The sequence below is a fragment of the Thermoanaerobaculia bacterium genome (assembly GCA_035260525.1).
In the GTDB taxonomy this organism is placed as follows: domain Bacteria; phylum Acidobacteriota; class Thermoanaerobaculia; order UBA5066; family DATFVB01; genus DATFVB01.
The window spans coordinates 1-7,371 of record DATFVB010000085.1; the positions used below are offsets into that span (position 1 = coordinate 1).

Annotated in this window: 7 protein-coding genes; 3 read left to right on the forward strand and 4 right to left on the reverse strand. The window is 67.6% G+C overall.

Features of this window, described 5'->3' with window-relative positions:
• On the forward strand, positions 1-1,881 hold a 1,881-nt coding region (locus VKH46_04085; protein HKB69998.1), incomplete at its 5' end, for a sialidase.
• Positions 1,882-2,398: 517 nt separating this feature from the next.
• On the opposite strand, the gene pruA is transcribed toward VKH46_04085, so the two are convergent.
• The gene (gene pruA / locus VKH46_04090) at positions 2,399-3,946 is read right to left on the reverse strand and encodes an L-glutamate gamma-semialdehyde dehydrogenase (GenBank protein HKB69999.1); all 1,548 of its coding nucleotides are present in this window, start codon (positions 3,944-3,946) and stop codon (positions 2,399-2,401) included.
• A 448-nt stretch (positions 3,947-4,394) separates the two neighbouring features.
• Positions 4,395-5,813, reverse strand: a complete 1,419-nt coding sequence (locus VKH46_04095) for an APC family permease (protein HKB70000.1) — start codon at positions 5,811-5,813, stop codon at positions 4,395-4,397.
• Between the two features lie 44 nt (positions 5,814-5,857).
• Here VKH46_04095 and VKH46_04100 point away from each other — a divergent pair, with 44 nt between their 5' ends.
• Positions 5,858-5,998 (forward strand): hypothetical protein, encoded by a 141-nt coding sequence (locus VKH46_04100; protein ID HKB70001.1) that lies wholly within the window; start codon positions 5,858-5,860, stop codon positions 5,996-5,998.
• 51 nt (positions 5,999-6,049) lie between these two features.
• The gene (locus VKH46_04105; protein ID HKB70002.1) at positions 6,050-6,514 is read left to right on the forward strand and encodes a hypothetical protein; all 465 of its coding nucleotides are present in this window, start codon (positions 6,050-6,052) and stop codon (positions 6,512-6,514) included.
• A 24-nt stretch (positions 6,515-6,538) separates the two neighbouring features.
• Here VKH46_04105 and VKH46_04110 read toward each other — a convergent pair whose 3' ends face one another.
• Positions 6,539-6,697: a hypothetical protein gene (locus VKH46_04110; GenBank protein ID HKB70003.1), complete on the reverse strand. Its 159-nt coding sequence runs from the start codon at positions 6,695-6,697 to the stop codon at positions 6,539-6,541.
• A gap of 115 nt (positions 6,698-6,812) precedes the next feature.
• Positions 6,813-7,058 (reverse strand): GIY-YIG nuclease family protein, encoded by a 246-nt coding sequence (locus VKH46_04115; protein HKB70004.1) that lies wholly within the window; start codon positions 7,056-7,058, stop codon positions 6,813-6,815.
• Positions 7,059-7,371 lie beyond the last annotated feature (313 nt).

The window sequence follows — 7,371 nt, forward strand, 5'->3', positions numbered from 1 at the left end:
TACCAGGTCTACGGCGGGCTCCAGGACAACAGCTCGTGGTTCGGCGACTCCGCGCATCCGGGCGGGATCACGAACTCGCAATGGACGCCGATCCCCAACGGCGACGGGTTCTGGACGATCCCCGACCCGTCCGATCCCGACGCCGTGTACTCGGAGGCGCAGGGCGGCCACATCACGCGCTATGACCGGAAGACCGGCACGGCGCGCGACATCCAGCCGAAAGCCGGCTACAAGGAGAAGCTGCACTTCAATTGGAACGCGCCGATCTACCCGTCGCCGACGCAGAAAGGGACGATTTACCTCGGCGCGCAGTTCCTCTTCCGGTCCCGCGACCGCGGCGACACGTGGGAGCGGATCTCGCCGGATCTGACGACGCACGACCCGGAGAAGCAGAAGCAGGAAGAGTCGGGCGGCATCACCGTCGACAACTCCGCCGCGGAGGAATACACGAACATCTACTCGGTGAGCGAGTCGCCGAAGGACGGCGGCGTCATCTGGGCGGGCACTTCCGACGGCAACCTGCAGCTCACCCGGGACGCGGGCAAGCACTGGACCAACGTCATCGGCAACGTCACGGGGCTGCCGAAGGGAGCCTGGGTGAGCTGGGTCGAGGCGAGCCGCTTCGAGCCGGCGACCGCCTACGCGGCCTTCGACTTCCACACGGTGGGCGACATGCGGCCGTTCGCTTACCGCACGACCGATTTCGGGAAGACCTGGACGCGGATCGCGGGACCCGAGTCGGGCGTCCGCGGCTACGCGCACGTCATCCGGGAGGACACGGTCAAGCCTTCGCTTCTCTTCCTCGGCACCGAGTTCGGGCTCTGGATCTCGCCGGACGGCGGCGCCACCTGGGCGCAGTTCAAGGGAGGGGACTTCCCCGACGTCGCGGTGCGCGACCTCCAGATCCATCCGCGCGACAACGATCTCGTTCTCGCGACGCACGGGCGCGGTATCTGGATCGTCGACGACATCACGCCGCTGCGGCATCTCACGCCCGCCTCGCTTTCGAAGACCGCGATGTTCCTCCCGGGCCGTCCCGTCCAGCAGCGAATGCCCTCCAGCGGCGGCTGGGTCGAGGGTGACGCGACGTTCGTCGGGCAGAATCCGACCGGCGGCGCCGTCATCACGTACTACCAGCGGAGCCGCCATCTCTTCGGGCCGATCAAGCTCGAGATCCTGGACGCTTCGGGCAAGGTGATCGACTCGATCGCCGCCAGCAAGCAGCGCGGCGTCAACCGCGTGTTCTGGTCGATGCAGGTTCCTCCGCCGCGGGTGCCGCGAGCGGCGCAGCTCGCGTTCTATTCTTCGATCGGGCCGCGGGTGCCGCCGGGAACGTACACGGCGAGGCTGACGAAGGGGGGCGAGACGATCGAGCAGAAATTCGACGTCGTCGTCGACCGGCGGGCACCCTACGGCGCCGCCGAGCGCAAGGAGCAGTTCGACGCGGTGATGAAGGCGCACGCGCTCTTCGGAGAGATGAGCGCGCTCAACGACCGGGTCGACGCCGCTCGCGGAGCGGCGATGCGGGCGGCCAAGGGGCTGCCCGAGGGGGACGCGTTGAAGAAGAAGCTCGACGCGGCCGCCGGGAAGCTCGACGACGTCAAGAAGGAGATCGTGGCGACGAAGGAGGGAGGCGCGATCACCGGCGAAGAGCGGATTCGCGAGCACCTCGACGAGGTCTACGGCGCGCTCATGAGCTGGGAGGGAAAGCCCGCCGTTTACCAGGTCGATCGGGTCGAAGCTCTCCGGCGCGAGCTCGCCGACGTCGCGAAGGAGTTCGACGCGCTCGCGAAGAGCGACATCGGGCCGCTCAACGCGGAGCTCGCGAGCCGCAAGCTCCCGCCGATCCCGACGGGGGAGGGCTCGCCCGCCCGTCCGTAGCGTTTCACGTTCCGGCAAATCCGCCGCCCGGCTCCCCGAGGAGCCGGGCGGTTTTTTGCAGCCGGGGATCCTTCGCCGTCAGGCGAGCGGCCCTGTCATTGTTTACAAAGTCGGCGAAGATGATCCGAAAAAAGGGTCATTGCGAGGCCGCGGGCCGAAGCCTATTCGAAGAATGCGAGCATCAAAGATGCGAGCATCTGATCCGGGAGCAGATCGCCACGTCGCTTCCGCCTTCGCCAAGGCTATGGCGGACGTGTCGCTCCTCGCGATGACAAACCCCCAACTTTCATCGCGCATTGGCGAGATCCATCTCATGGGGTAGTTCGAGGAGCGACGCGACGGCTTGCCCGCCATAGCCTTGGCGGCGGCGGGAGGAATCTCGGTCGACCGCCGGAGTCCGCGACCGAGATCCCTCTCTCACGCGGCGCTTCGCGTCGCGTTCGCTCGGGATTCAGTTCGGAGTCTACCCGCCGAAGCTCCGCGAAGGCGGGCGCTCATGGCGATGAGCGCTGGGTGCTCAGATTTTTTCGGCGATCGCCTTGGCCTGGGTGAAGAGGTAGAGGTACTCGCGTCCCCCCGCCTTCGAGTCCGTTCCGGACATGTTGAATCCGCCGAACGGGTGCGCTCCCACGAGCGCGCCCGTGCACTTGCGGTTGATGTAGAGGTTGCCGCAGAAGAGATCGCGCTTGCCGCGCTCGATCCGCTTCGGATCGCTCGAATAGAGTGAACCGGTCAGCCCGTATTCGGTGTCGTTGGCGAGCGCGACCCCTTCGTCGAAATCGCGCGCGCGGATGACGGCGAGCACCGGACCGAAGATCTCCTCGCGCGCGATGCGGGCGCCGGGAGGAACGTCGTCGATCACCGTCGGCTGGACGTAGTACCCGGAGTCGGGTCCGGGCGCGCCGCCGGCGAGCACCTTTCCTTCGTTCCGGCCCGCCGCGACGTACTCGAGGATCTTCTTCTGCGCTCCGGCGTTGATGACGGGGCCGACGTTCGAGGCAGGATCGTCGGCGGGGCCGAGCTTGAGCGCTTTCGTCCGCTCCACGACCTTTCGGACGAGCGCGTCGTGGACGGAGTCGACGACGATCAGGCGCGAGCAGGCCGAGCACTTCTGTCCCTGGAACCCGAACGCGGAGGCGACCACGCCGGCCGCGGCGGAGTCGAGGTCCGCCGTCTCGTCGACGAGGATGAAGTCCTTTCCCCCCATCTCCAAGATCGCGCGCTTGATCCAGATCTGGCCCTTCGGCACCTTCGCCGCCTTTTCGTTGATCTCGAGGCCGACCGCTTTCGACCCGGTGAACGCGATGAAGCGGACTTTCGGCGACTCGACCAGGGCGTCGCCGACTTCGGCTCCGGGTCCGGTGACGAAGTTGAGCACGCCCGCCGGTGCTCCCGCTTCGACCGCCGCTTCGACGAACATCGTCGCGATGCCGGCGGTGTCGGAGGCGGGTTTCAGGACGACCGTGTTGCCGGCGACGATGGCCGCCGTCGTCATCCCGGCCAGGATGGCGAGTGGAAAGTTCCAGGGCGGGATCACCGCGCCGACGCCGAGCGGGAGGAACTCGAGCGCGCCGCGCTCGCCGGGGACCGGCGTCAGCGGCTGCGGCCGCGCGAGCCGATGCATCTCCCGGGCGTAGAACTCGCAGAAGTCGATCGCCTCGGCGGTATCGGCGTCGCCTTCGGGCCAGGTCTTCCCCGCCTCGAGCGACATCATCGCCGAGAACTCGTGCTTGCGCTCGCGCAGGATCGCGGCGATGCGGACGAGGAGCCCGCTGCGCTCGGAAACCGAGGCGTTCCTCCACGTCGCGAACGCCTCGTGAGCGGCGTCGACCGCGCGCAGCGCGTCGGCGCGGGTGCCCTTCGCGAAGCGGCCGATCACCTCGTCCTTGCGCGAGGGATTGCGCGATTCGAACGTCGCGGCGGCGGCGATCCACTCCCCGCCGACGTACAGACGGCCTTCGATCGGAAGCTTCGATCGGACGCGGTCGAGCGCGGCCGCGAAGAGCCGGCGGTTGTCCTCCGATGAAAAGTCGGTGAGCGGTTCGTTGTGGAATTCCGAAAACATCGGTCGTTCCTCCGAAGGAACGAATCTATCAGCTTCAAAATCCCGTTGTCGCCGTGAGGGTCGCCCGGATTTCGCGAGAGGAAGACCAGGCGCCGAGTTGAAGCGGACGCTTTGCGCCGCTCAACTCGGAGCCATCCCTGGTATGAGAGATCCCGTTACGGGAAGGAGAGGCGCTTTTGCGCCTTTGACTCGGCGGGCGATCAATCCTTGGGAGTGTGGGGAGGCGGCGGCCTTGCGCGCCGTCACGCGCTCCCGATCCCCGAGCGCGCTCCCGCGGCGGTCCGGGGCCCGTGTCCGTTCCTGCGTCGGGCTCTCGGGCCCATCGCATCGCGGAACGCTTTCGCCGAAGTAACCGAGGCGAAAGCTCCGCGATGCGGGAGCGGGAGCGCAGGCGAAGGGGGTGGCGGCGGGCGCGGTCGAGCCGCTGGTTCGGCGAGCCGCGACCCCGTCACGCGCTCCCGGTCCCCGAGCGCGCTCCCGCGACGGTCCGCCGCCGCTCCGCGAGGACGTAGAGAACGTAACCGATCCCGACGAAACCGAACGATTCGACGAAGACCTTCGCGAAGAACGCCATCTTGTTCTTCGTTCCGGAAGGGGGAACGAGCGCGAGTCCGATCGCCAGCAGCGTCGTCGCGAAGCCGACGCCGTTGGAGATCCACGACCCGGCCTTCCGGCCGGGGACGGAGATCGCGCCCGGCGAGCTCGCGATCTCGCGGCGGAGCCGGATCGCCGCGGCGAACATGTAGAGATACGGGATGAAGTACGTGATGAGCGTCGCTTCGACGAGAACGAGATACGCCTCCTTGATCGTCGAGCCCGCCGCCGAGGCGAGGATGAAGAGCGCCGAGAGGCCCGCCTGGACCAGCAGCGCGACGTGCGGCGTCTTCCATCGCGGATGGAGCCGTCCGAACACGGGCGGAAGGTAGCGATCGAGACCGCCGACGAAGAGGAGCCGCGCGGTGCCGATCAGCCACGCGCCCATTCCCCCGAGCCCGGCGAGCGTCATCAGGACGGCGATCGGGGGTCCGAGCCACGCCATCCCGTGGCGCGCGCCCGCGGCGGCGATCGCCTGGTTCACTCCCGCGATGATCGAGACGTCGGCGGGCCGGAGCGCCCAGAGGAGCGACACCGTGCCGAGCCCGTAGCAGGCCGCGATCGTGATGCCGGAGATGACGATCGCGCGCGGGAACGTGCGTTTCGGGTCGACGACCTCGCCGGCGCACATCGGCGCGAGCTCGAGGCCGGCGAATCCGAAACAGATCAGCGCGAAGAACGAGATCGTGTCGAAGTCGGAGAACGAGGGAAGGAAGGAACGCGCGGGAAACGCCGTCGCCGACCCGTCGCGCGCGAGCGCCACGACGCCGACCAGGAGCAGCGCCGCGGTGGGAAGCCACTGCGCCAGGCCCCCGATGTTCTGGACCCATTTTCCGGTCCGGAGACCGATGATGTTGAGAGCGAGCGCGATCGCGAGCAGGACGAGAGCGGCCGTCGCCGTGTAGGCCGTGCTCTTTTCCAGATGCGCGTAGCGGAGATTGAACGTGTACAGCGCGAAGACGACCGTCGACATTCCGAGCGTCGGGATGTAGGTGATGTTGGCCGCCCAGTAGAGCCAGCCGCAGAGGAATCCGTGCCGCGGCCCGAACGCGCGCGTCGTCCAGACGTAGAGCCCTCCTTCTTCGGGGATCGCCGAGGAGAGCGCCGTGACCGCGAGACCCTGCGGGATGAAGAACACGAGCGCGGCGAGGACCCAGAGCCCGAGCGACGACGGGCCCGAGTGCGCCGCGAGCGCGATCCATCGCATTCCGACGATCGCGGCGACGTTGAACAGGACGAGGTCCCGCGTCCGGAGCGTCTTTTCGAGCGGCATTTCGCGTATCCTACGACAGCGGCCATGCACGAGACGCGCGTTCCATGAGAAAAATCGGGCTCGTCCTCCTCGTCGCCGGAGCGGCGGGCTTCTTCCTGCTCCCGGCCGGCGCGTGGCGCTGGGAGTCCGCCGGCGTCGCCGTGACGGGATTCGTGATGCTCGTCATCCCCGCCCGCGACCGGTGACCGTCCGGTCATATCACATGCCCTGTTATGCTGCCGGGGGAGGAGAGGGAAATGGCCGATAAGGCTCTTGTCACACAGCTCGTGACCATGCTTCGCGCGAACAAGTCTCTCAACGAGCGGGAGCTCAAGAAGGAAGCCGCGCGGCGGCTCCGGAAGGACGTGCCCCTCCCCGCGATCCGCGAGGCGCGCCGCAAGCTCGGGATCGACCGCGCGTCGGCGCAGCGCGAGGCGCAGAAGATGCTCCTCGCCGGGAAGATGACCGGGACGCAGGTCATCGAGGCGATCCGGAAGCGCTTCGGCGTGAAGCTCTTCCCGCCGGAGCTGTCGCGACTGCGCCGGAAGGCGGGGATCGCGCCGCTGCGGCGGCCGAGGGCGGTCCGCGAAACGGCGAGGACGGGCGGCGTCACGATCGTGCCCCTCGGCGGACGAGCCGCGAAAGGCGCGATCGAGGTGATGTTCAACGGCCGCGGGTCCGCCCGCGGGCTCGCGGAGTTCTTCAAACACCTCGCGGGCTGAACGCAGCCGGCGAGGCGATGCCGGCTACTTCGACCGCTCGGCCTTCGACTTGCGCTTCAGATCGGCGCGGTGAGCGCGCTCGTACGTCTGGATGTCCTTGAATCGCCCCTTCGCGTCGCGCACGGCGTAGAGCTTCTTGCCGGCCACGCTCCGGTGCGTGGTTCGTTTCGTCTTTCCGGCCATGGGTGGCCTCCTTTGCGGGACCCACGGTAGCACCGCGCCCGATCCGGCGCATGGTGGGCCTGCATCATCCGGAGCGGACGTTCCCGCCGGGCAGCGGGCATCGGTAGCGTGCGGCCTATTCGAAGTGCCGTTTGGCGAAAGCTCGACCGGAGCCCGTTGTCAGATAGCGCTCGAATGCCGCCGCTTTGTCGTCATCGGTGAAGGAGAGAACGACCTTCAGTCTCCAGGGCGCGAAACGTCGAGTGTGCTGCGGCAGCTCTCTGGAATCGTGAGATTCGAATCGCTTCACGAGATTTCCCGTAATTCCGACGTAGTGATGACCGGGCGACGGGATGGACTCGAGGACGTAAACCTGCTTCATCTTCCCGGATTCTAGGCGGAGCGCCGGCAGAGAGCGGCGAGCGGTCCGCCTTCGCTCGCTCGTTGGCGAGCTACGGCGCGACATCCGCCTTCGCTTCGGCAGGGAGATCGTCTTCGTGCCTGAATCGCGCCGAAGCGTCGCCAGGCGCGGAAGCGCTTGGCAGGGCGAAGGCGGATTCGTCGAGAGAGAGCGGCGAGCGGTCCGCCTTCGCTCGCTTGTTGGCGAGCTACGGCGCGACATCCGCCTTCGCTTCGGCAGGGAGATCCTCATTGTGCCTGAATCGCGCCGAAGCTCTGTCGAGCGCAAAGCGCTT